Origin of the sequence: Microbacterium sp. MYb64 (genome assembly GCF_002979495.1) — a bacterium.
GTDB classification, from domain to species: Bacteria; Actinomycetota; Actinomycetes; order Actinomycetales; family Microbacteriaceae; genus Microbacterium; species Microbacterium azadirachtae_A.
On sequence record NZ_PCOW01000003.1, the window covers coordinates 140,738 to 160,834 of the forward strand.

Annotated in this window: 21 protein-coding genes; 13 read left to right on the forward strand and 8 right to left on the reverse strand. The window is 68.5% G+C overall.

The genetic code is table 11. From position 1 onward, the window contains the following. The 3 genes from ctaD to CQ044_RS04580 all read left to right on the forward strand — a co-directional run bounded on the left by ctaD (position 1) and on the right by CQ044_RS04580 (position 2,531). Positions 1-1,728: a cytochrome c oxidase subunit I gene (ctaD, locus tag CQ044_RS04570; RefSeq protein WP_045272495.1), complete on the forward strand. Its 1,728-nt coding sequence runs from the start codon at positions 1-3 to the stop codon at positions 1,726-1,728. 3 nt (positions 1,729-1,731) lie between these two features. Further along, positions 1,732-2,166, forward strand: coding sequence for a cytochrome c oxidase subunit 4 (locus CQ044_RS04575; protein WP_045272496.1), 435 nt, complete (start codon positions 1,732-1,734; stop codon positions 2,164-2,166). A gap of 164 nt (positions 2,167-2,330) precedes the next feature. Next, a complete protein-coding gene (locus CQ044_RS04580) occupies positions 2,331-2,531 on the forward strand; it encodes a histidine ammonia-lyase (RefSeq protein ID WP_105687185.1) in 201 nt (66 codons plus the stop codon). An 8-nt stretch (positions 2,532-2,539) separates the two neighbouring features. Here the strand turns inward: CQ044_RS04580 and CQ044_RS04585 are convergent, their stop codons facing one another. From CQ044_RS04585 to CQ044_RS04605, 5 genes are all read right to left on the reverse strand, one after another. Continuing rightward, positions 2,540-2,959 carry a rhodanese-like domain-containing protein gene (locus CQ044_RS04585; RefSeq protein ID WP_105687187.1) on the reverse strand — a complete coding sequence of 140 codons (420 nt, stop codon included), beginning with the start codon at positions 2,957-2,959 and terminating at the stop codon, positions 2,540-2,542. A gap of 84 nt (positions 2,960-3,043) precedes the next feature. Further along, positions 3,044-4,867, reverse strand: a complete 1,824-nt coding sequence (locus CQ044_RS04590; protein ID WP_105687189.1) for a cytochrome bc complex cytochrome b subunit — start codon at positions 4,865-4,867, stop codon at positions 3,044-3,046. Then, positions 4,864-5,937, reverse strand: coding sequence for a ubiquinol-cytochrome c reductase iron-sulfur subunit (locus tag CQ044_RS04595; protein WP_105687190.1), 1,074 nt, complete (start codon positions 5,935-5,937; stop codon positions 4,864-4,866). The genes CQ044_RS04590 and CQ044_RS04595 overlap by 4 nt, the downstream gene beginning before the upstream one ends. A gap of 33 nt (positions 5,938-5,970) precedes the next feature. Next, a complete protein-coding gene (locus tag CQ044_RS04600) occupies positions 5,971-6,768 on the reverse strand; it encodes a cytochrome c (protein WP_105687191.1) in 798 nt (265 codons plus the stop codon). Positions 6,769-6,789: 21 nt separating this feature from the next. Further along, entirely contained in the window at positions 6,790-7,422 is a 633-nt protein-coding gene (locus tag CQ044_RS04605; protein WP_105687193.1) for a heme-copper oxidase subunit III, read from the reverse strand. A 181-nt stretch (positions 7,423-7,603) separates the two neighbouring features. Here CQ044_RS04605 and trpD point away from each other — a divergent pair, with 181 nt between their 5' ends. Both trpD and CQ044_RS04615 read left to right on the forward strand, forming a co-directional pair. Then, entirely contained in the window at positions 7,604-8,668 is a 1,065-nt protein-coding gene (trpD, locus tag CQ044_RS04610) for an anthranilate phosphoribosyltransferase (protein WP_105687195.1), read from the forward strand. A gap of 23 nt (positions 8,669-8,691) precedes the next feature. Beyond that, positions 8,692-9,678, forward strand: a complete 987-nt coding sequence (locus CQ044_RS04615; protein WP_105687197.1) for a PHP domain-containing protein — start codon at positions 8,692-8,694, stop codon at positions 9,676-9,678. Positions 9,679-9,838: 160 nt separating this feature from the next. Here the strand turns inward: CQ044_RS04615 and CQ044_RS04620 are convergent, their stop codons facing one another. After that, a complete protein-coding gene (locus CQ044_RS04620) occupies positions 9,839-10,774 on the reverse strand; it encodes a 5'-3' exonuclease (protein WP_105687198.1) in 936 nt (311 codons plus the stop codon). Between the two features lie 221 nt (positions 10,775-10,995). Here CQ044_RS04620 and rpsA point away from each other — a divergent pair, with 221 nt between their 5' ends. The 4 genes from rpsA to CQ044_RS04640 all read left to right on the forward strand — a co-directional run bounded on the left by rpsA (position 10,996) and on the right by CQ044_RS04640 (position 15,281). After that, the gene (gene rpsA / locus CQ044_RS04625) at positions 10,996-12,456 is read left to right on the forward strand and encodes a 30S ribosomal protein S1 (protein WP_045272506.1); all 1,461 of its coding nucleotides are present in this window, start codon (positions 10,996-10,998) and stop codon (positions 12,454-12,456) included. 187 nt (positions 12,457-12,643) lie between these two features. Then, the gene (locus CQ044_RS04630; protein ID WP_105687200.1) at positions 12,644-13,855 is read left to right on the forward strand and encodes an MFS transporter; all 1,212 of its coding nucleotides are present in this window, start codon (positions 12,644-12,646) and stop codon (positions 13,853-13,855) included. A gap of 35 nt (positions 13,856-13,890) precedes the next feature. After that, the gene (gene coaE / locus CQ044_RS04635; protein WP_105687202.1) at positions 13,891-14,499 is read left to right on the forward strand and encodes a dephospho-CoA kinase; all 609 of its coding nucleotides are present in this window, start codon (positions 13,891-13,893) and stop codon (positions 14,497-14,499) included. Continuing rightward, a complete protein-coding gene (locus tag CQ044_RS04640; protein ID WP_105687343.1) occupies positions 14,496-15,281 on the forward strand; it encodes a GNAT family N-acetyltransferase in 786 nt (261 codons plus the stop codon). The genes coaE and CQ044_RS04640 overlap by 4 nt, the downstream gene beginning before the upstream one ends. A gap of 2 nt (positions 15,282-15,283) precedes the next feature. On the opposite strand, the gene CQ044_RS04645 is transcribed toward CQ044_RS04640, so the two are convergent. Beyond that, positions 15,284-15,883, reverse strand: a complete 600-nt coding sequence (locus CQ044_RS04645) for a DUF4126 domain-containing protein (protein WP_105687204.1) — start codon at positions 15,881-15,883, stop codon at positions 15,284-15,286. 306 nt (positions 15,884-16,189) lie between these two features. Between CQ044_RS04645 and CQ044_RS04650 the strand changes: the two genes are divergently transcribed. From CQ044_RS04650 to CQ044_RS04660, 3 genes are all read left to right on the forward strand, one after another. Beyond that, the gene (locus CQ044_RS04650) at positions 16,190-16,750 is read left to right on the forward strand and encodes a hypothetical protein (protein WP_105687205.1); all 561 of its coding nucleotides are present in this window, start codon (positions 16,190-16,192) and stop codon (positions 16,748-16,750) included. A gap of 62 nt (positions 16,751-16,812) precedes the next feature. Beyond that, positions 16,813-18,882 carry an excinuclease ABC subunit UvrB gene (gene uvrB, locus CQ044_RS04655; protein WP_105687207.1) on the forward strand — a complete coding sequence of 690 codons (2,070 nt, stop codon included), beginning with the start codon at positions 16,813-16,815 and terminating at the stop codon, positions 18,880-18,882. A 37-nt stretch (positions 18,883-18,919) separates the two neighbouring features. Further along, complete coding sequence (locus tag CQ044_RS04660; RefSeq protein WP_258133162.1) at positions 18,920-19,252, forward strand: TfoX/Sxy family protein; 333 nt, start codon at positions 18,920-18,922, stop codon at positions 19,250-19,252. Between the two features lie 64 nt (positions 19,253-19,316). Here CQ044_RS04660 and CQ044_RS04665 read toward each other — a convergent pair whose 3' ends face one another. Beyond that, entirely contained in the window at positions 19,317-19,562 is a 246-nt protein-coding gene (locus CQ044_RS04665) for a hypothetical protein (protein ID WP_045272513.1), read from the reverse strand. A gap of 45 nt (positions 19,563-19,607) precedes the next feature. On the opposite strand from CQ044_RS04665, the gene CQ044_RS04670 reads away from it, so the two are divergent. Further along, positions 19,608-20,051 carry a MarR family winged helix-turn-helix transcriptional regulator gene (locus tag CQ044_RS04670; protein WP_258133163.1) on the forward strand — a complete coding sequence of 148 codons (444 nt, stop codon included), beginning with the start codon at positions 19,608-19,610 and terminating at the stop codon, positions 20,049-20,051. The last annotated feature ends 46 nt before the right edge of the window (positions 20,052-20,097 follow it).

The following is a 20,097-nucleotide window of genomic DNA, read 5'->3' on the forward strand; positions in this document are numbered from 1 at the left end:
ATGACGAGCACTCTTCCCGACACGTCAGAGGTCGGCGCGCGTCCGACGACGATCCCGCCGCGCCAGGCGGCCCTGCTCAGCTCGACCCGCGTCGAGCAGAAGGGCAACATCGTCGTCAAGTGGATCACCTCCACCGACCACAAGACGATCGGATACATGTATCTGATCGCCTCGGTGCTGTTCTTCCTCCTCGGCGGCGTGATGGCTCTCATCATCCGCGCTGAGCTCTTCTCGCCGGGCATGCAGATCATCCCGACGAAGGAGCAGTACAACCAGCTGTTCACGATGCACGGCACGATCATGCTGCTGATGTTCGCGACCCCGCTGTTCGCGGGCTTCGCGAACGCGATCCTGCCGCTGCAGATCGGCGCCCCCGACGTCGCATTCCCGCGTCTGAACGCCTTCGCGTTCTGGCTCTTCCTGTTCGGCTCCACGATCGCGGTCGCCGGCTTCCTCACCCCGCAGGGCGCCGCCTCGTTCGGCTGGTTCGCCTATCAGCCGCTCGCGAGCGCCTCGTTCACTCCCGGCGCCGGTGGAAACCTGTGGATGCTCGGCCTCGGCATGTCCGGTTTCGGAACGATCCTCGGTGCGGTCAACTTCATCACCACGATCATCACGATGCGCGCTCCTGGCATGACCATGTGGCGCATGCCGATCTTCTCGTGGAACACGCTGATCACGAGCCTGCTGATCCTGATGGCGTTCCCGGTCCTGGCCGCGGCCATGCTGGCCGCCGCCGCCGACCGCGTGCTCGGCGCGCACATCTACGACCCGGCCAACGGCGGCGTGCTCCTCTGGCAGCACCTGTTCTGGTTCTTCGGCCACCCCGAGGTCTACATCATCGCGCTGCCGTTCTTCGGCATCGTCTCGGAGATCTTCCCGGTGTTCAGCCGCAAGCCGATCTTCGGATACAAGACCCTCGTCTACGCGACGATCGCGATCGCCGCCCTGTCGGTGGCCGTGTGGGCGCACCACATGTACGTGACCGGCGGTGTCCTGCTGCCGTTCTTCGCGCTCATGACCATGCTCATCGCGGTTCCGACCGGCGTGAAGATCTTCAACTGGATCGGCACGCTCTGGCGAGGATCCGTGACCTTCGAGACACCCATGGTGTTCGCGCTGGGCTTCCTGGTCTCGTTCGTCTTCGGTGGTCTGACCGGTGTCATCCTGGCCTCCCCGCCGCTGGACTTCTTCCTCTCCGACTCGTACTTCGTCGTCGCGCACTTCCACTACGTGGTGTTCGGCACGGTCGTGTTCGCCATGTTCGCGGGCTTCTACTTCTGGTGGCCGAAGTGGACCGGCCGGATGCTCAACGAGCGCCTCGGCTACGTGCACTTCTGGATGCTGTTCATCGGCTTCCACATGACGTTCCTCATCCAACACTGGCTGGGCGTCGACGGCATGCCGCGTCGTTACGCCGACTACTCGGCCTACGACAACTGGGCCTGGGAGAACCAGGTCTCCACGATCGGCGCCATCATCCTCGGCGCGTCGATGCTGCCGTTCTTCCTGAACGTGTGGCTGACCGCGCGCAAGGCGCCGAAGGTCACCGTGAACGACCCGTGGGGCTACGGGGCTTCGCTCGAGTGGGCCACGTCGTGCCCGCCGCCGCGCCACAACTTCACGTCGATCCCGCGGATCCGCAGCGAGCGTCCGGCATTCGACCTCAATCACCCGGAGGCCGCAGAGCACCCGGTTGCCGCGGCCGCCGACGGAAAGGCCCACTGACCCATGCGCGACAACATCGTTCTCTGGTGGATCCTTACCGGATTCTTCGCCCTCGTCGGCGTGATCTACACGGTCTGGAACCTGGTCGCGCACGCCGGTGAGCCGCCCGTGAGGGCCATCGAGTGGGTCGGCACCGTCGCACTGTTCTTCGCCGCCTTCATGGCCGCGATGATCGCGTTCTACCTGGACCGCACGCACAAGGCCCAGGGAGGTAGCCTCCCCGAGGACATCCTCACGAGCGACATCGATGACGGTGACCCCGAGCTCGGCGAGTTCAGCCCCTGGTCCTGGTGGCCGATCGTGCTCGCCGGAGCCGCTGCCGTCGGGATGATCGCACTGGCCGTGGGAGTCTTCCTCTTCCCGGTCGCGCTGGCCATCTTCGTGGTCGCGATCGTCGGCTGGGTGTACGAGTACTACCGCGGTCACTTCGCCCGCTGAGTTTCTTCTCACGAGGCCCCTGGAGCTCTTGCTCCAGGGGCCTCGTCGTCTGAGGGCTGCTCACCCGACACTGACTCACGGCGCAGAGACGCCGCATGACGTACGCTGATGGCAGGCTCGGAGGCCGACCGCCCTGTGTCGGCTGCCGCGCAAGGAGGAGCGTGATGGGCGTAGTATTCCCGGAGGGGACGGTCTTCGTCACGACCGCGAACGGCGACACCGTCCTCCTGCGCATCTGCGATCTGTGCGGTGCGGCCGTCGTCGAGGCCGACGGCACCGACCTCGCGTTCCACAAGCGCTGGCATCGGACCACCGGTTCCGGCAACTGGATCGACCCCGGGACCGGTCGCCTGCACCGTTCCTAGGTGCCGTGTCAGGCGTTGGTGCGGATGCGCGGGACGCCGGTGAGGGGATCCACCGGTCGGCGATGCACGCCGTCGGCGTTCTCGACGGGGTAGCCCTCGCGCACCCAGTACTCGAAGCCGCCGATCATGAGCTTCACGTCGTAGCCGAGCTTGGCGAACTCCAGGGCGCCCTTGTCGGCCGCATTGCAGCCGGGGCTCCAGCAGTAGACGACCACGGGCGTGCCCTGGGGGATCTCCTGCGGCGCCCTCGCGGCGATCTCGCTGTAGTGCATGTGGATCGCGTCGACGATGCGGCCCTGGGCCCATGCCTCGTCGCTGCGGACATCGACGACGGCGATCTCCCGGCCGGCTTTACGGGCGGCATGCACGTCGCTCGCATCGGTCTCGTGGGCGAGCTTGGCGGAGAAGTGGTCCACGGCTGAGGTCATCTGGCCAGGTTACTCCGGCGCGGAGGCACCGACGACGAAGGCCCCGTCAGATGACGGGGCCTTCGGCAGTGGTGGGGGAGCGGACTACTCGCCGCTCTCCTTCGCAGGCAGCGACTCCGGCGCGAGCGCGGAGCTCGGCGTGTTCGGGGTCTCACTGACGCGCGAGTTGTCGGCGGGCTCGATCTCGTCCTCGCTCACACCTGCACGGGCGTGAGAGGCGACGATCTCCTCGTGCGCGGACTCGTTCGTGTCGTGCAGCGTGTGACGCTGGTGCGCGTCCGCTGCGGCGATCTCGGCCTGCGTGAGCGGGGAGAGGCGGTCCTCGAAGAACCAGCGCGACATCGAGGAACGCAGGTTCTGCGTCCACGGGATGCGACCCTTGGCGTTCGGGCGGACCACGAGCGGCTCGTACACCTCGGTGTCGATGAGCTTCCAGCGGTCGTAGACGTCGACCGGCTTGTGGACCTCGATGTACTCGCCGCCGGGCAGGCGGACGATGCGACCGGACTCGTAGCCGTGCAGGACGATCTCGCGGTCCTTCTTCTGGAGCGCGATGCAGATGCGCTTCGTGATGAAGTAGCTGAGGATCGGGCCGAGGAAGAGCAGCGCCTGGAGCGTGTGGATCACGCCCTCCATCGTGAGCGAGAAGTGCGTCGCGATCAGGTCGGACGACGCGGCCGCCCACAGCACCGCGTAGAAGATCACGCCGGCGACGCCGATCGCGGTGCGGGTCGCGGAGGTGCGCGGGCGCTGTGCGATGTGGTGCTCGCGCTTGTCGCCGGTCAGCCACGCCTCGATGAAGGGGTAGATGGCGACGAGCACGATGAACAGGCCCAGCACCAGGACCGGGATGATGATCCCGAACGACCAGGTGTGGTCGAGGAAGACGACGTCGAGGTTCGACGGCGCCAGACGCAGAGCACCGTCGGCGAAGCCGATGTACCAGTCGGGCTGGGTACCCGCCGAGACGGGGGACGGGTCGTACGGACCGTAGTTCCAGATCGGGTTGATCTGGAACAGCGAGGCGATCAGGACGATCACGCCGAACGTGATGAACAGGAAGCCGCCCATCTTCGACATGTAGATCGGCATCATCGGGTAGCCCACGACGTTCTCGTCCGTGCGGCCGGGGCCGGCGAACTGCGTGTGCTTGTTGATGACCATCAGCATGAGGTGCAGCACGACCAGGCCGATCACCAGGAGCGGCAGGATCAGGATGTGCAGCGTGTAGAGGCGTCCCACGATCTGGTCGCCCGGGAACTCGCCGCCGAACAGCATGAACGAGGTCCAGGTGCCGATCAGGGGGAGGCCCTTGATCATGCCGTCGATGATGCGGAGGCCGTTGCCCGAGAGGAGGTCGTCGGGGAGCGAGTAGCCGGTGAAGCCCTCTGCCATCGCGAGGACGAACAGCACGAAGCCGATCACCCAGTTCAGCTCACGCGGCTTGCGGAACGCACCCGTGAAGAACACGCGCAGCATGTGCACGCCGATGCCGGCGACGAACGTGAGCGCGGCCCAGTGGTGGATCTGACGGACGAGGAGCCCGCCGCGCAGGTCGAAGGAGATGCGCAGCGTCGAGTCGAGCGCCGCGGACATCTCCACACCGCGCATCGGCGCGTAGGCGCCGGCGTAATGCGTGGGGACCATCGACGCCTGGAAGAAGAACGTCAGGAACGTGCCGGAGAGCAGCACGACGACGAAGCTCCACAGCGCGATCTCGCCGAGCATGAACGACCAGTGATCGGGGAAGATCTTGCGGCCGAGCTCCTTGACGAAGCCGGAGAGGCTCGTCCGCTCATCGATGTAGTTGGAGAGACCGCCGACGAATCGGCCGCCCAGCGGCGCCTCAGAGGGCTTCTCCGAAGGCTTCTCCGAGGATTTCTGCTCGGTAACAGTTGCGGTGCTCAATGACGCTCCCAGAAGCTCGGACCGACGGGTTCGTGGAAATCGCTCTGCGCGACGAGGTAGCCCTCGTCGTCGACGGTGATCGGCAGCTGCGGCAGTGGGCGGGCGGCCGGGCCGAAGATGACCTTGGCGTGCTCGGTCACGTCGAACTGCGACTGGTGGCACGGGCAGAGCAGGTGGTGGGTCTGCTGCTCGTACAGTGCGACGGGGCAGCCGACGTGCGTGCAGACCTTGGAGTAGGCGACGATGCCGTCGTAGGACCAGGTCTTGCGGTCCTCGGTCTCGATGAGCTGCTCGGGGAGCAGACGCATCAGCAGGACGATCGCCTTGGCCTTCTCTTCGAGGTAGCCGTCTTCATGGCCGACCTTGCTGAGAGGCTCGGGGATCACGTGCACGGCAGAGCCGAGCACGATGTCCGCGGCGCGGATCGGGGTGCCGTCGGGGTCGTGCGCCAGGCGCATGCCCTTCTCCCACATGGTGTGCTTGAGCAGCTGCACCGGGTCGCCCGCGATCGGGTTCTCGGCGGTGCTGTGCGGAGCAAGGCCGCGGAACAGCGCGAGACCGGGGACGACGGAGGCGACGACCGCGGCGATGAGCGAGTTGCGGATCATCACGCGGCGGCCGAAGCCGGACTCCTCGTTCGCGTCGGCGAACGCCTGGATCGCGGCCTCACGGGTCGAGTCGCGGCCACGCGTGGGGTGGCGGTACTCGATGTGCTCCTTGTCGGCCATGATCGCCTTCGACCAGTGGATCGCGCCGATGCCGAGCGCGAGCAGGGCGAGGGCGATCCCGAGGCCGATGAACAGGTTGTTGTAGCGCACGTCGACGAGCGAGCCGCTCTCGATCGGGAACAGCATGTAAGCGGCGACCGCCCAGATGCTGCCCGCGAGGGAGAGGTAGAAGAGCGTGTAGACGGTGCGGGCGGCGTGCTTCATCGCCGTCGGGTCCTGGTCCGTGACGCGCTCGCGGTGCGCGGGCAGCCCCGGGTTCTGCGCGGGGTCGCTGACGTCGACGCTCAGCCCGACCGGTGCCTGATAGGTCCGGTCAAGAGCGTGCGGGTCGTCGTGTGCCATGGTTCTCCTCGTACGTTCTTCGATATGCCGGCGTCAGTTGGACTTCGCCGTGATCCACACGGTGATGGCGACGAGTGCGCCGATGCCGAAGATCCAGATGAACAAGCCCTCCGAGACGGGGCCGAGGGATCCGAGATCCATGCCGCCCACCTGGGTCGCCTTCTGCTGGAAGAGCAGGGCGGAGATGATGTCGCGCTTGTCCTCCGCCGTCAGCGACATGTTGCCGAAGACCGGCATGTTCTGCGGGCCCGTGACCATGGCCGCGTACATGTGCAGGGCGCTGGTCTTCATCAGGCCCGGCGCATACTTGCCCTCGGTCAGCGCACCGCCGGCGCCGGCCACGTTGTGGCACATGGCGCAGTTGATGCGGAACAGCTCGGCGCCGTGCGCGACGTCGCCCTTGCCGTCGAGGGTCTTCTCCTCGGGGTAGGTCGGGCCGGGGGCGACCGACTGCACCCAGGCGGCGACGTTCTTGATCTGCTCCTCGGAGAACTGCGGGTGCTTCTGCGGAGCCTGCGGACCCTGCATCTGCAGCGGCATGCGGCCCGTCGACATCTGGAACTCGACCGCGAGCTCGCCGACGCCGTAAAGGCTCGGTCCGGTGGCGGTGCCCTGCAGGTTCATGCCGTGGCAGGTGGCGCAGTTCGCCTGGAACAGCTTCTGCCCGTCCTCGGTCGAGACCGCGGCGGTGACGGACGCCGGCTCGGTCGCGGCGAACGCCGCACTCGCACCGGCGTAGACGCCGCCGGTGATCATCAGGCCTGCGCCGATCAGCGCCGCGGCAGCCAGGGGGCTGCGGCGGCCGGTACGGCGCTTCTTCTCACGTGCCATGTCGGGAATCCGCTCCGCTTCTTACTTGAGGAAATAGATGACGAAGAACAGCACGATCCAGACGACGTCGACGAAGTGCCAGTAGTAGGACACCACGATGGCGGTCGTCGCCTCCTTGTGCGTGAAGTTCTTGACGGCGAATGCGCGGCCGAGGGTCAGCAGGAACGCGACCAGACCGCCGGTGACGTGCAGGGCGTGGAAGCCGGTGGTGATGTAGAACGCGGAGGCGTAGGAATCGGCCGAGATCGGCATGCCCTCGGCGATCAGCTGGGAGTACTCCCACACCTGACCGGACACGAAGAACGCGCCCATCGCGAAGGTCAGCCAGAACCACGGGACCATGCCCCAGCGCTTGCGGCCCTTGTCGTTGACCGACGTGTAGGGCTGCATGCGCTCCGCCGCGAACACGCCCATCTGGCAGGTGAACGAGGACGCCACCAGGACCAGGGTGTTGATCGCGGCGAACGGCACGTTCAGGCTCTCTGTGCGTGATGCCCAGAGCTCCGGAGAGGTGCTGCGCAGGGTGAAGTAGATCGCGAAGAGTCCCGCGAAGAACATCACTTCACTGCCGAGCCAGACAATGGTTCCCACAGCCACCGGGTTGGGGCGCTTGATCGTTCTCGCCACCGGGGCATACGTCGCTGAGGTCGTCACCTGTCCATTATGGCCGATCCTGGACGCCGATTGTCGCACCGGGGGCGGCGGTTCAGCTCGTCCGCGCCTCGGTGCAGCCTCGGAACCAGCCGCGAATCCCCTGGGAGACGCGTGGTTGCGGGCCGCGTGGAAGCCGTCATCGCGGGGATCACGACTGGATCACATCGATAGGATCGCTGGCATGGCGGAAGCTCTGACCTGGCCCGATGTCCTCTCCACACTCCTCGCCGGACGCGATCTGAGCGTCTACGAGTCGACCTGGGCGATGCGTCAGGTGATGCGCGGCCAGGCGACCGAGGCGCAGCTCGCCGGATTCCTGATCGGTCTCCGCGCCAAGGGGGAGACGATCGACGAGGTCGTCGGCTTCCGCGATGCGATCCTCGAAGCGGCCGTGCCGCTGCCGGTGTCCTCGGACGTCCTCGACATCGTCGGCACGGGCGGGGACCGCATCGGGACCGTCAACGTGTCGACCACGGCGGCCGTCATCATCGGGGCGACCGGAGTGCCCGTCGTCAAGCACGGCAACCGTGCGGCCAGCTCGGCGTCCGGATCCTCCGACGTCCTCGGAGCGCTGGGCCTCCAGCTCACCCTCGACCCGCGGGCCGTGGCCGAGATCCTCGATCGCACCGGCATCACCTTCGCCTGGGCCGGCGCCTTCCACCCCGGTTTCAAGAACGCGGGCGCCGTCCGTGCTGAGCTCGGGGTGCCGACCGTGTTCAACATGCTCGGCCCGCTCTGCAATCCCGCCCGCGCCGAGGCGAACGCGGTCGGCGTCGCCCAGCTGGATCGCGTGCCTCTCATCACCGGCGTGTTCCGCACCCGCGGAGCCACCGCGCTGGTGTTCCGCGGAGACGACGGCCTCGATGAGCTCACGACCACGGGCCACAGCCGCATCTGGGAGGTCAGTCGCGGCGACATCCACGAGCACGACCTTGATCCGCGCGACCTGGGCATCCCGCTCGCCGAGCTCGCCGACCTCATCGGCGGCTCGCCGGAGCACAACGCGGATGTGCTGCGCCGCACGCTCGAGGGCGAGCGCGGCGCCGTGCGCGACATCGTGCTGCTGAACGCCGCGGCGGGCATCGTCGCCTATGAGCTGTCCCACGACGCGGCCCAGGCGCAGGTGCCCATCGTGGAGCGGTTGCGTGCGGCCCTGGCCCTGGCCGAAGCCGCGGTCGACGACGGGCGCGCCATCGCGAAGCTGGACGCGTGGGTCGCGGCATCCAAGGAGCTCGCCGCCGACTGAGCGGCGCGGACGGAAGGACCGGCATGGATCCGCAGGAGGCGCTGCTCGAGATCGCCCGGCTGCTCGAGCGCGAGCGGGCGTCGCGGTATCGGGCCAAGGCGTTCCGCGCCGCGGCGGCGACCTACGCCGAGCTCCCCGAGGATGCGAGAGCGGACCTGAACCGGATCCAGCAGGCGAAGGGGATCGGCTCCTCGACGTTCGAGGTCATCCGGCAGGCGCTCGAAGGACGGACGCCGTCCTATCTCGTCGAGCTGCGCGGCGAGGTCGAGCCGGAGATCGCGTCGGAGCTGCGGCCACGGCTGCGGGGCGATCTGCATGCGCACACCGAGTGGTCGGACGGGACGACCCCGATCGAGGCCATGGCGGATGCGGCCCGCGCGCTGGGCCACGAGTACCTCGCGATCACGGATCACTCGCCGCGACTGCGCGTGGCACGCGGCCTCACGGCGGAACGGCTGCGCACGCAGCTGCCGCAGGTGCGCGCGCTCAGCGGCGGCGGACTCACGATGCTCACCGGGATCGAGGTCGACATCCTCGACGACGGTCGCCTGGACCAGGAGGACCGACTGCTCGGCGAGCTGGACGTCGTGGTCGCCTCCGTGCACTCCAAGCTGGCCATGGATCCCGGCCCGATGACGCGGCGCATGGTCGCCGCGGTCTCGAACCCGCGCGTGAGCGTGCTCGGGCACATGACCGGACGGCTCGTGCAGGGGGAGCGGGGCACGAGGCCGCCCTCGCGGTTCGACGCCCGCGCCGTGTTCGAAGCCTGCGCGGAGCACGGCGTCGCGGTGGAGATCAACTCGCGTCCCGAGCGACAGGATCCGCCGGACGGACTCCTGGCGCTCGCGCTCGAGATCGGCTGCCTGTTCTCGATCGACTCCGACGCGCATGCACCGGGACAGCTGTCGCTTCTGGACCACGGCGCGCAGCGCGCCGAGCGCGCCGGCGTCCCCGCAGAGCGGATCGTGACGACCTGGGGGCTCGACCGGCTGCTGCGCTGGGCGGAGTGAGGCCGGTCAGGGTGCCTCCAGGTCCGGGCGCCGACGTGGGATCCGGGTACGGATGCAGGATCCGGGGACGAATGCACGGTGGATTCGGCGATCCGGTCGTGCATCCGTCCCACGGTCCTGCAGGTGTTCCAGAGGCGCGCGGGGGCACGCCGTCCTGAGCTCAGGCCGTGCGGCCGAGCGCCTCCAGCGCGCGCGCCATCGACGTGCCGAGGTTCCAGTGCTCAGCGACCCCGACGGCGGTGGCGGTCTCCGCGGCGTCGAGCGGTCGCAGCGCTTCGGCGGGAACCGCGATCGGCAGGGCGGTCGCGACGCGCACCACGGTGGGGGCGACGTCGAGATAGTCCGACGCGGCGAGGATCTTCTTCGCGACGCCCACCGACATGCCCTCAGCGCCTTCTGCAGCCGCGCGGATCGCCGTGAGGTCGCCGTGCACGGCGAGGAGGTTCGCGGCGGTCTTCTCGCCGACCCCGGCCACGCCGGGGAGCCCGTCGGAGGCGTCTCCTCGCATCGTGGCGAAGTCGGCGTACTGGCTCGGGAGCACGCCGTACTTGCGCACCACCGCCTCCTCGGTGAGGTCCTCGAGGTTGCTCATCCCGCGGCCGGTGTAGATCACCCTGACTCCGCGGGCGTCGTCCACGAGCTGGAACAGGTCCCTGTCGCCGGTGATGATGTCGACGGGCATGTCCGACACGGTCGCGAGGGTGCCGATCACATCGTCGGCCTCGTGCTCCGCGACGCCGATGACAGGGATGCGCAGCGCCGCGAGCGCCTCGCGGATGATCGGGATCTGCGCCTCGAGCGGATCCGGCACCTCCTCGACGTCGGCGCCGCCGGGGACGACCTCGACGACGCGGTGCGCCTTGTAGCTCGGAATGAGGTCGACCCGCCACTGCGGACGCCAGTCGTCGTCCCAGCAGGCCACGAGGTGCGTGGGCCGGTAGGTCGTCACGAGCTTCGCGATCATGTCGAGCAGCCCGCGGGCCGCGTTCACCGAGGTTCCGTCCGGCGCCTTGACCGCGTCGGGCACGCCGTAGAACGCGCGGAAGTAGAGGCTGGCGGTGTCCAGAAGGAGGAGCTTCGGAGCGGCGTCGGTCATGTCCACAGTCTGCCAGGCCCGCTGTCCTCGACGGGGGTGCGCGCGGGGAAACGCGATCACCGGAGCGCTCAGCGACCTGATAGCATGAGGTGTCACCCGTGGGGGCTTCCTCCCGCGTGCGTGACGGACAACACACATTCATTTCGCCGCGGTGCGATCCTCTGCTCTGTGAAGAGCGCGCGCCGCAGCCCGAGTATCCATCAACAAGGACAACCCACTACATGACTACCGCAACGGCCGCTCCGGCCACCAAGCAGGTCGCGATCAACGACATCGGATCTGCCGAGGACTTCCTGGCTGCGGTCGAGAAGACCCTGAAGTTCTTCAACGACGGCGACATCATCGAGGGCACGATCGTCAAGATCGACCGCGACGAGGTCCTCCTCGACGTCGGCTACAAGACCGAGGGCGTCATCCCCTCGCGCGAGCTGAGCATCAAGCACGACGTCGACCCCAACGAGGTCGTCTCCGTCGGGGACCAGGTCGAGGCCCTCGTTCTCCAGAAGGAGGACAAGGAAGGCCGTCTGATCCTGTCCAAGAAGCGCGCACAGTACGAGCGTGCCTGGGGCGACGTGGAGAAGATCAAGGAGAACGACGGCGTCGTCACCGGTCAGGTCATCGAGGTCGTCAAGGGTGGACTCATCGTCGACATCGGCCTCCGCGGCTTCCTGCCGGCCTCGCTCATCGAGCTGCGTCGCGTCCGCGACCTCACGCCGTACCTCGGCCAGGAGATCGAGGCCAAGATCCTCGAGCTCGACAAGAACCGCAACAACGTGGTCCTCTCGCGCCGTGCCCTGCTCGAGCAGACGCAGTCCGAGTCGCGCACCACGTTCCTCAACAACCTGCACAAGGGTCAGGTCCGCAAGGGCGTCGTGTCGTCGATCGTGAACTTCGGTGCGTTCGTCGACCTCGGCGGCGTGGACGGTCTCGTGCACGTCTCCGAGCTCTCCTGGAAGCACATCGAGCACGCCTCCGAGGTCGTCGAGGTGGGCCAGGAGGTCACCGTCGAGATCCTCGAGGTCGACCTCGACCGCGAGCGCGTCTCCCTGTCGCTGAAGGCGACGCAGGAGGACCCGTGGCAGGTCTTCGCCCGTACCCACGCGATCGGTCAGGTCACGCCGGGCAAGGTCACCAAGCTCGTCCCGTTCGGTGCGTTCGTGCGTGTCGCGGACGGCATCGAGGGCCTCGTGCACATCTCGGAGCTGTCCAGCAAGCACGTCGAGCTGGCCGAGCAGGTCGTCTCGGTGGGCGAAGAGGTCTTCGTCAAGGTCATCGACATCGACCTCGAGCGTCGTCGCATCTCGCTGTCGCTGAAGCAGGCCAACGAGTCGGTCGACCCGTACGGCACCGAGTTCGACCCGGCCCTGTACGGCATGCTCGCCGAGTACGACGAGAACGGCGAGTACAAGTACCCCGAGGGCTTCGACGCCGAGACCGGCGCCTGGAAGGACGGCTTCGACACCCAGCGCGAGGCATGGGAGCAGGAGTACGCGGCTGCCCAGGCTCGCTGGGAGGCGCACAAGGCTCAGGTCATCAAGGCCGCCGAGGCCGAGGCCGCTGCGGGCGACGACTTCGGCGCGAGCGCCCAGTCGTTCTCCAGCGACTCCACCGGTGCCGGCACGCTGGCCGACGACGAGGCTCTCGCGGCTCTGCGTGAGAAGCTCTCGGGCGGCAACGCGTAAGCATCACCCTTCAGAACGGGCCGTCACCTCGCCTTCGGGCGGGTGACGGCCCGTTCCGCGTCCGCGGGCGGATCCCGGCTTCGGGTGGCGCCCTCGCCGGAAGCCGGGTGCGCGGACGTGTGAGGATGGAGGACATGGATCCGATCGCTCCCCGTCCCGGCATCGCGCGACGGCTGATCAGCCTCCGGTGACCTTCGCCGGTCACGCCCCCGGCTCGCCTGAGTACCGGCGGCTCATCCTCGGGCTGTTCTTCGCCGGAATCGCGACGTTCGGGCAACTGTACGCTCCGCAGGCCGTGCTGCCGCTGCTGGCGCGCGATCTCGCCGTCGATCCGGCGACCGCGGCGCTGAGCGTCTCCGCGGCCACGCTGGGTCTGGCCGCATCGGTGATCGGCTGGTCGGTCGTCGCCGATCGGATCGGGCGCGTGCCGGCGATGGCGGTCGGGGTGATCGCGGCGACGGCGCTGGGTCTGCTCGCGCCGTTTGCCGGCGACATCGGCATCCTGCTCGCGCCGCGGTGCGCGGAGGGGATCGCGCTGGGTGCGGTGCCCGCCGTCGCTCTCGCCTACCTGGCGGAGGAAGTGGGGCCTCGTCATGCGGCCGCCGCGGCCGGCAGCTACATCGCAGGAACCACGGTCGGCGGACTGGCGGGACGGATCGTGTCCGGCCTCGTCGCCGAGGCCGCGGGCTGGCAGGCCGGTGTGTGGGCGGCGACCGGTCTGTGCGCCGTCGCGGCCGCCCTCTTCCTCTGGCTCGCGCCGAGATCGCAGGGCTTCGTGCCATCGCGGCGACGCGCCGAACGCGGTGACGGCGTGCTGACGCGACTCCTGCGGCTGCTGCGTTCTCCCCGCCAGCTCGCGCTGTACGCGCAGGCCTTCCTGCTGATGGGCGCCTTCGTGGCGGTCTACAACTACCTGGGTTTTCATCTCTCGGCACCGCCGTTCGCGCTGCCCGCGTGGCTCGTCACGCTGCTGTTCCTCGCGTATCTCGCAGGCACGGCGTCCTCGCCATGGGCGGGCGTCCTCGCATCGCGGACGGGAAGGTACCCCGTGCTGCTGGGCTCGGTCGCGGTGATGGCCGGCGGCGCCGCGCTCATGCTCTCGCCGCTCACGATCATCGTCCTGGTCGGGCTGCTGCTCTTCACCGCGGGATTCTTCGGCGCGCACGCGGTGGCCTCGGGGTGGACGCCGGTCGCCGCCCCCGCGGAGAGCCGCGCACAGGCGTCCTCGCTGTACTACTTCGCGTACTACGCCGGCTCGAGCCTTTTCGGGTGGGCGCTCGGCATCGCGTTCGGCGCCTGGGGGTGGGCGTGGTTCGGGGGGATCGTGATCGGGATGTGCGCGCTGGCGGCTGTTGCCGCGGCGGTCGCACTGCGTGCGGCGGATCCGATGCGGTCTTGAGCGCTCGCGAGGGAGCGGCGTGCGAGACTGGCAGCATGCCCCTCATCGCGCTCACCGGCGGCATCGCGTCGGGCAAGTCCACGATCGCGGCCCGGCTCGCCGAGCACGGCGCCGCCGTCATCGATGCGGACCGGATCGTCCGTGACGTGCAGGCGCCGGGATCGCCCGTGCTCGCGCGCCTCGCGACCGAATTCGGGGCCGAGATGATCCAGCCCGATGGCGCGCTCGATCGCGCGCGGCTCGGGGCACGGGTCTTCGGCGACGCGGAGGCGCTCGGCCGGCTGAACGCCATCGTGCACCCGGCCGTCAAGGAGGAGTCGCAGCGCCGGTTCGCGGCGGCACTGGCCGCGGATCCGGCTGCGGTCGTCGTCTACGATGTCCCGCTGCTGGTCGAGGCGCGGGTGGACGATCCCTGGGATCTGATCGTCGTCGCCGATGCGCCCGCCGCGGTGCGCGAGGAGCGGCTCGTGCATGACAGGGGTCTCGATCGCGCCGAGGCGCAGAAGCGGATCGCGTCGCAGGTGCCGGACGAGCGGCGCCGCGAGATCGCGGATGTGCTCATCGATACCGCCGGGTCGCTCGAGGACACCCTTCGCCAGACCGATGTGCTGTGGGCGCGCCTGCGGACGGGTGCGACGGCATGACCGACCTGCTCGCGGCGTACGACGCCCAGCTGCGGGGCGAGGCGGAGCTGGCGGGCGCCGAGGGAGTGCGCCTCATCGGCCCCGTCTCCGTGGGGGTATTCCCCGGCGGCACCGGCTTCGCGAGCTACGTCGACCTCGCCGGCCTGGGGGAGCGGCGCATCCGCTCGCTGGTCCTCGAGGTGCGTGCGCGCTTCGAGGCGCTGCCGGACGTGCGCTCGGCGGAGTGGAAGACCCGAGGGCACGACGTCGCGCCCGGGCTCGAGGCCGCGCTGCGCGACGCGGGCTTCGTCCCGGAAGAGACGGAGTCGGTGATGCTCGGCGAGGCGACGGCCCTCGCGGCCGATGTGCCGGTGCCGGAGGGAGTGGTGCTGCGCGAAGTCCGCGACGAGGTCGACATCGTGGCGATGGAGCGGATGCAGGCCGACGTGTTCGGGCACGGCGACGGCGAAGAGAGGGCGCAGCGCACGCTCGCCCGCGTCGCCGCCGGCGACGATGTCGTGCTGTGGGTCGCGGAGGCTGAGGGGCACATGATCAGCGCGGGCCGTCTCGAGCCCGTCGCCGGTACCGAGTTCGCAGGCGTATGGGGCGGTGCGACGGTTCCGGAATGGCGCGGACGCGGCGTGTACCGCGCTCTGACCGCGAAGCGGGCGCAGGCCGCGCTGCGCCGGGGGCTGCGGTATCTGCACTCCGACTCGACCGAGTTCTCTCGGCCGATCCTGGAGCGCTCCGGGATGCGCAAGGTGACGACCACCACTCCGTACGTCTGGACGCGCGGGGCCTGAGGCTACTCGGGTACTGCGCGGGCCCGGCGGCGCCGCGATCGCCGCCGCACCACGATGACGATCGCGACGATCAGGCACAGCAGCAGGATCGCGGCGACGACGGGCACGACGATCGCGGCCGTGCTCAGGACGAACGCGGCGATGTCCTCCGCCGTGCTGAGCACCGGGGCGGCGATGCCGGCCGTCGCCGCGTTGGCCGCGACTCTCCCCATGGCCTTGGCCGCGTGCACGGCGAGGGCGATCACGACGCCGGCGACGACCGGGATCCAGGTGTGCTCCGAGAAGAACGAGCCGGGGTCGTCGACCGCGATCGTCTGCGCGCTCGCACCGGCGCCGAAGGCGATTCCGCCCGCCGCCGGCCGGATGATGCTGTGCACGATGTCGTTCAGCGAGTCCAGTGCCGGGATCTTGTCCGCGATGATCTCCAGCACCAGCAGCGCGCCGATGACCCAGAGCGCGATGTCGCTGCTCAGCCATGACCAGCCGGCCGGGAGAGCGACCGCGGGCAGGAGCTTCGCTGCCAGGCCGAGGAGGAACAGCGGGATCCACGCGTTCAGGCCCGCCGCGGCGGCGAGGCTGGAGCCGATCACGAATTCGAGCACGGGACCACTGTAGGGGAGCCGTGGTGATATGCCACATATTGCCGTCTGAACAGGGCGAAACAACTGTCAACACCTGGAGAAACCAAACGATCGGACAGTTTGTTCGTATGGTTTGCATTATTCCCCAGGATGATATATCTTCGCTCGTGGGGCAGCGCCGGGAAGCGCTGTGGGGACAATGGGGAAAGCTCTGGGGAGTTTCTGGGTGCTGGACGCGTGGCGTCTCCGTCGTGCGCGTCGACCCTGAGACGTGCGCGATCTCGGTTTCCGAGCCGTTGGCTCAACCGATATCTGGAGTGCAACATCATGACCGACGTCAAGAGCGGCCTCTCGCGCCGTACCGTGATCAAGGGCGCAGCATGGTCCATGCCCGTCATCGCCGTCGCCGCCGCCGCACCGATGGCCGCAGCGAGCACGACCACCAACCCGAAGAGCGTCGGACCGCTCGTCGAGTCCTCGCCGAACGTGAAGGACAGCGTGCTGTCGGCGTCCTCGTCGCGCGTCGAGGCGTGCTTCCCCAGCGATACCTTCTCCACCCCGTTCAACCTGATCGCCACGGTCACATTCGACAACAGCGACCCGGCCTTCTCCCTCGCCGGAGCGACGGTCACGTCGGCGGGGAACGTGTGGACCGTCGCCAGCCGGACCGCGACGTCCGTGACGCTGACGGCGACGCAGACGGTGGCCTGCTACAGCGGGATCACCGGCTTCGACCTGGCGTACAACGCCGGTTCGGCCGTGCCCCCGCTGAACTCGCTGACCCTGAACATCTCGGGCGTGAGCACCGACGGGACCCGCAAGATCGACGGTCTCGTCTCGTCCCTCGACAACGGCCCTGTCGTCGGGCCCAAGGTCCACGACGCCTGACCCGCGGCCGCGACCGAGGAGCCTCCGACGCCAATGTCGGAGGCTCCTCGTAGTGTTAAGGGATGCAACCCACACGTTCGGTCCGGCCGTTCGAAGTCATCTCGGAGTATGTGCCCGCGGGTGATCAGCCGCAGGCCATCGCCGAGCTCGCGACACGCATCAACGCGGGGGAGACCGACGTGGTGCTGCTGGGCGCGACCGGAACTGGCAAGTCCGCGACCACGGCCTGGCTCATCGAGCAGGTGCAGCGCCCCACTCTCGTGCTCGCGCACAACAAGACGCTCGCGGCGCAGCTCGCGAACGAGTTCCGCGACCTCATGCCGAACAATGCCGTCGAGTACTTCGTCTCGTACTACGACTACTACCAGCCGGAGGCCTACGTCCCGCAGACGGACACCTTCATCGAGAAGGACTCCTCCGTCAACGCCGAGGTCGAGCGGCTGCGCCACTCCACGACGAACTCGTTGCTCAGTCGTCGCGACGTGGTGGTCGTCTCCACGGTCTCCTGCATCTACGGCCTCGGTGCTCCGGAGGAGTATCTCCGCGCGATGGTCGCGCTGCAGGTGGGGGAGCGCTACGACCGCGACGCGCTCATCCGGCAGTTCATCGCCATGCAGTACAACCGCAACGACGTCGACTTCTCCCGCGGCAACTTCCGCGTGCGCGGTGACACGATCGAGATCATCCCGGTCTACGAGGAGCACGCGATCCGCATCGAGCTGTTCGGCGATGAGATCGAGGCGCTGTACTCGCTGCACCCGCTCACGGGCGAGGTGATCGCCAAGCTCGATTCCGTGCCGATCTTCCCCGCCTCGCACTACGTGGCGGGCACGGACGTGGTGCAGCGAGCGATCGGCCAGATCGAGGAGGAGCTCACCGAGCGCCTCACCGAGCTCGAGCGCCAGGGCAAGCTGCTCGAAGCGCAGCGGCTGCGCATGCGCACCAGCTTCGACCTGGAGATGCTGCAGCAGCTCGGCTTCTGCTCCGGTATCGAGAACTATTCGCGGCACATGGACGGACGCGAGGCGGGCGAGCCGCCGCACACGCTGCTGGACTTCTTCCCCGACGACTTCCTGCTCGTGATCGACGAGTCGCACGTGACGGTCCCGCAGATCGGCGCGATGTACGAGGGTGACGCGTCGCGCAAGCGCACGCTGGTCGATCACGGGTTCCGGCTGCCGAGCGCTCTCGACAACCGACCGCTGCGGTGGGACGAGTTCAAGAACAGGATCGGGCAGACCGTCTACCTCTCCGCGACGCCCGGCAAGTACGAGATGGGGATCGCGGACGGCATCGTCGAGCAGATCATCCGTCCGACCGGTCTTCTGGATCCGCAGATCGTGGTGAAGCCCTCGAAGGGGCAGATCGACGACCTCCTCGAGGAGATCCGGCTCCGCGCCGAACGCGATGAGCGCGTGCTCGTCACCACGCTCACCAAGAAGATGGCGGAGGAGCTCACGGACTTCCTCGGCGAGCACGGCGTCAGGGTGCGCTATCTGCACTCGGACGTGGACACGCTGCGTCGCGTCGAACTCCTCACCGAGCTGCGGGCGGGCGTCTACGACGTGCTCGTCGGCATCAACCTGCTCCGCGAGGGACTCGACCTGCCCGAGGTGTCGCTCGTCGCGATCCTCGACGCCGACAAGGAGGGCTTCCTCCGCAGCGGCACGTCGCTGATCCAGACCATCGGTCGCGCGGCGCGCAACGTGTCGGGCGAGGTGCACATGTACGCCGACAACATGACGGACTCGATGCGCAACGCGATCGAGGAGACCGAGCGGCGGCGCGAGAAGCAGATCGCGTACAACACCGAGAACGGCATCGATCCGCAGCCGCTCCGCAAGCGCATCGCCGACATCACCGACGTGCTCGCCCGTGAGGGTGCGGACACGGCCGAGCTGCTCGCCAAGCGCACCAGATCTGGCCGAGGCAAGTCGCCGACGCCGAACCTGCGCCGCGAGGGCATCGCGGCGGAGGGCGCCGAACAGCTCGAGGACACGATCGCCGATCTGTCCGCGCAGATGCTCGCGGCGGCCGGGGAGCTCAAGTTCGAGCTCGCCGCGCGCCTGCGCGACGAGGTGCAGGACATGAAGAAGGAGCTGCGCGCGATGGAGCGGGCCGGACACGCCTGACGCGTGTCGGCCGGAGACTGCGGGCGGAGGAGGCGACATGGTGGATGCGTCGGTTGTCGAGCTGGCCGACCGGATCCGCGCCCTGCTGGGCGGCGCCGGCGAGATCGAGGAACGTGCGATGTTCGGCAGTTGCGCCTTCCTCAGCGGCGGCAGGATCCTGGTCGGTGCGCGCAAGGGAGGAGTACTGCTGGTGCGTGTCGAGGCTGAGCGTGCCGCCGCGCTGCTGACCGAGCGTGGCGTGTCCCGTGCGGTCATGGGTGCGCGCACGATGAGCGACAACTGGCTCGACGTGTCTCCCGAGGTGATCGCCGATGATGCCGCGCTCATGCAGTGGATCGACGTCGCGCGGGAGGACGCCGGCGCGGCGTGACCCCGGCGGGACGCCGGTCACGGGCGCGCCGCGGGCGACTCTGTCCTGGTCGGGGCGCGGAGAGTCAGGGGCAGTGCATGAGTGGCTTCGGGCCGCTGCGGTCGATCTCGTGGGCCGTCATCGGTTCGCCGCACAGCGGGCATGCGCGTTGCGCTCGCTCCGCGGCGGACGGCGGAGGCGTCGCCTCGTAGGGCCCGACGGAGGCCGGGCCGGCGAAGCGGATCAGGTTGGTGTTGATCCATGCGTACAGTCCGCCCGCCTCACGGATGCGCTGCCGGAGCGGTGGGCGCTCCGCGGGAGTGTTCGTCATGATGTTTAGTGTACTAATGATTAGGGCAGTTGGTAACATCGTGGGGTGACCGATTCCACACCCGACGACCTGCTCCGCCTGGAGAACCAGCTGTGCTTCGCGCTCGTGACGGCCGCGCGCAACGTGGTCGGCATCTATCGCCCGATCCTCGAACCGCTCGGTCTGACGCATCCCCAGTACCTGGCGATGCTGGCGCTGTGGGAGCAGTCGCCGCGGTCGCTCGGCGACCTCGCGAGCGCCTTGGCGATGGATCCGGCGACGGCCTCGCCGCTCGTCAAGAGACTCGAATCCGACGGTCTGATCGAGCGGCACCGCAGCGTCACCGATGAGCGCCGGCTCGACATCGCCCTCACCGCGAAGGGGACGGCATTGCGTGAGCAGGCTCTGGACGTGCCCCGGCAGGTGATGACGCGGCTCGGCATGACCGTGCCTGAGGTGGAGTCCGTGCGCGACGGGCTGATCCGATTCGCCGGAGCGATCGAGCTCTGAAGACTTCGGTGCGAGGGCTCGTCGCGCGACCTGCGGCGGGCCGTGA

Coding starts and splice junctions, on each gene's coding strand:
- ctaD (WP_045272495.1), top strand. CDS start 1: ATGACGAGCACTCTTCCCGACACGTCAGAGGTCGGCGCGCGTCCGACG.
- CQ044_RS04575 (WP_045272496.1), top strand. CDS start 1,732: ATGCGCGACAACATCGTTCTCTGGTGGATCCTTACCGGATTCTTCGCC.
- CQ044_RS04580 (WP_105687185.1), top strand. CDS start 2,331: ATGGGCGTAGTATTCCCGGAGGGGACGGTCTTCGTCACGACCGCGAAC.
- CQ044_RS04585 (WP_105687187.1), bottom strand. CDS start 2,959: ATGACCTCAGCCGTGGACCACTTCTCCGCCAAGCTCGCCCACGAGACC.
- CQ044_RS04595 (WP_105687190.1), bottom strand. CDS start 5,937: ATGGCACACGACGACCCGCACGCTCTTGACCGGACCTATCAGGCACCG.
- CQ044_RS04600 (WP_105687191.1), bottom strand. CDS start 6,768: ATGGCACGTGAGAAGAAGCGCCGTACCGGCCGCCGCAGCCCCCTGGCT.
- trpD (WP_105687195.1), top strand. CDS start 7,604: ATGGCGGAAGCTCTGACCTGGCCCGATGTCCTCTCCACACTCCTCGCC.
- CQ044_RS04615 (WP_105687197.1), top strand. CDS start 8,692: ATGGATCCGCAGGAGGCGCTGCTCGAGATCGCCCGGCTGCTCGAGCGC.
- CQ044_RS04620 (WP_105687198.1), bottom strand. CDS start 10,774: ATGACCGACGCCGCTCCGAAGCTCCTCCTTCTGGACACCGCCAGCCTC.
- rpsA (WP_045272506.1), top strand. CDS start 10,996: ATGACTACCGCAACGGCCGCTCCGGCCACCAAGCAGGTCGCGATCAAC.
- coaE (WP_105687202.1), top strand. CDS start 13,891: ATGCCCCTCATCGCGCTCACCGGCGGCATCGCGTCGGGCAAGTCCACG.
- CQ044_RS04640 (WP_105687343.1), top strand. CDS start 14,496: ATGACCGACCTGCTCGCGGCGTACGACGCCCAGCTGCGGGGCGAGGCG.
- CQ044_RS04650 (WP_105687205.1), top strand. CDS start 16,190: ATGACCGACGTCAAGAGCGGCCTCTCGCGCCGTACCGTGATCAAGGGC.
- uvrB (WP_105687207.1), top strand. CDS start 16,813: ATGCAACCCACACGTTCGGTCCGGCCGTTCGAAGTCATCTCGGAGTAT.
- CQ044_RS04660 (WP_258133162.1), top strand. CDS start 18,920: ATGGTGGATGCGTCGGTTGTCGAGCTGGCCGACCGGATCCGCGCCCTG.
- CQ044_RS04665 (WP_045272513.1), bottom strand. CDS start 19,562: ATGACGAACACTCCCGCGGAGCGCCCACCGCTCCGGCAGCGCATCCGT.